The organism is Pseudoalteromonas sp. MMG005, assembly GCF_018101015.1.
GTDB lineage: Bacteria > Pseudomonadota > Gammaproteobacteria > Enterobacterales > Alteromonadaceae > Pseudoalteromonas > Pseudoalteromonas aurantia.
Genome location: NZ_JAGJEK010000078.1, coordinates 1 through 583 on the forward strand (window position 1 = coordinate 1; position 583 = coordinate 583).

Annotated in this window: 1 pseudogene; it reads right to left on the minus strand. The window is 40.5% G+C overall.

From position 1 onward, the window contains the following. Nucleotides 1–568: pseudogene (locus tag J8M01_RS24115) on the minus strand (transposase); the annotation flags it as partial. Nucleotides 569–583: the final 15 nt, after the last annotated feature.

Consider the following 583-nt stretch of genomic DNA (forward strand, 5'->3'; position numbering starts at 1 on the left):
ACCAGTTGCATATCACGCATCAGTCGTCTGACTTTGAATAAACCAACATCAATATCTAAATCTGCAAGCATTGCTAAGAGTGTGCGACTTCCAGCAGAGCCACGACTAAGCTTAAAACAAGCGTTTAACTGCGCTCTCAGTGCAACCTCATTAGCGTCAATTGTGTTACGGCGGTTTTTGTAGTCATAAAAACTTGAACGAGCAACATCAAAGACACTGCAGACCACCTCTACCGATTCTTGCTCACTTAATTGGTCTATTAACGAATATTGTTCATTTCTTCTGACATTAAGAGAGCTGTAGCCTTTTTTAGTATTGATTTCTCTCGCTCTAAACGATTGATTCTGGCTTCAAGTTCTTGAATCTTTTGTTGCTCTGGAGTCAAAGCTTTGGCATTAGGTGTTTCACCATTTCGCTCAAGTTCAAGTTGTTGAACCCAGCGTCTTAAAGCCGTTTCTCCAACATCCAATGAACGACATGCTTCTTGAAGTGAATAGCCTTGGTCTAAAACTAAACAAGCGGCTTCAAGTTTGAATTCTTTACTAAATGTTCTGCGTTTTTTTGCCATCGGACACCTCTGATT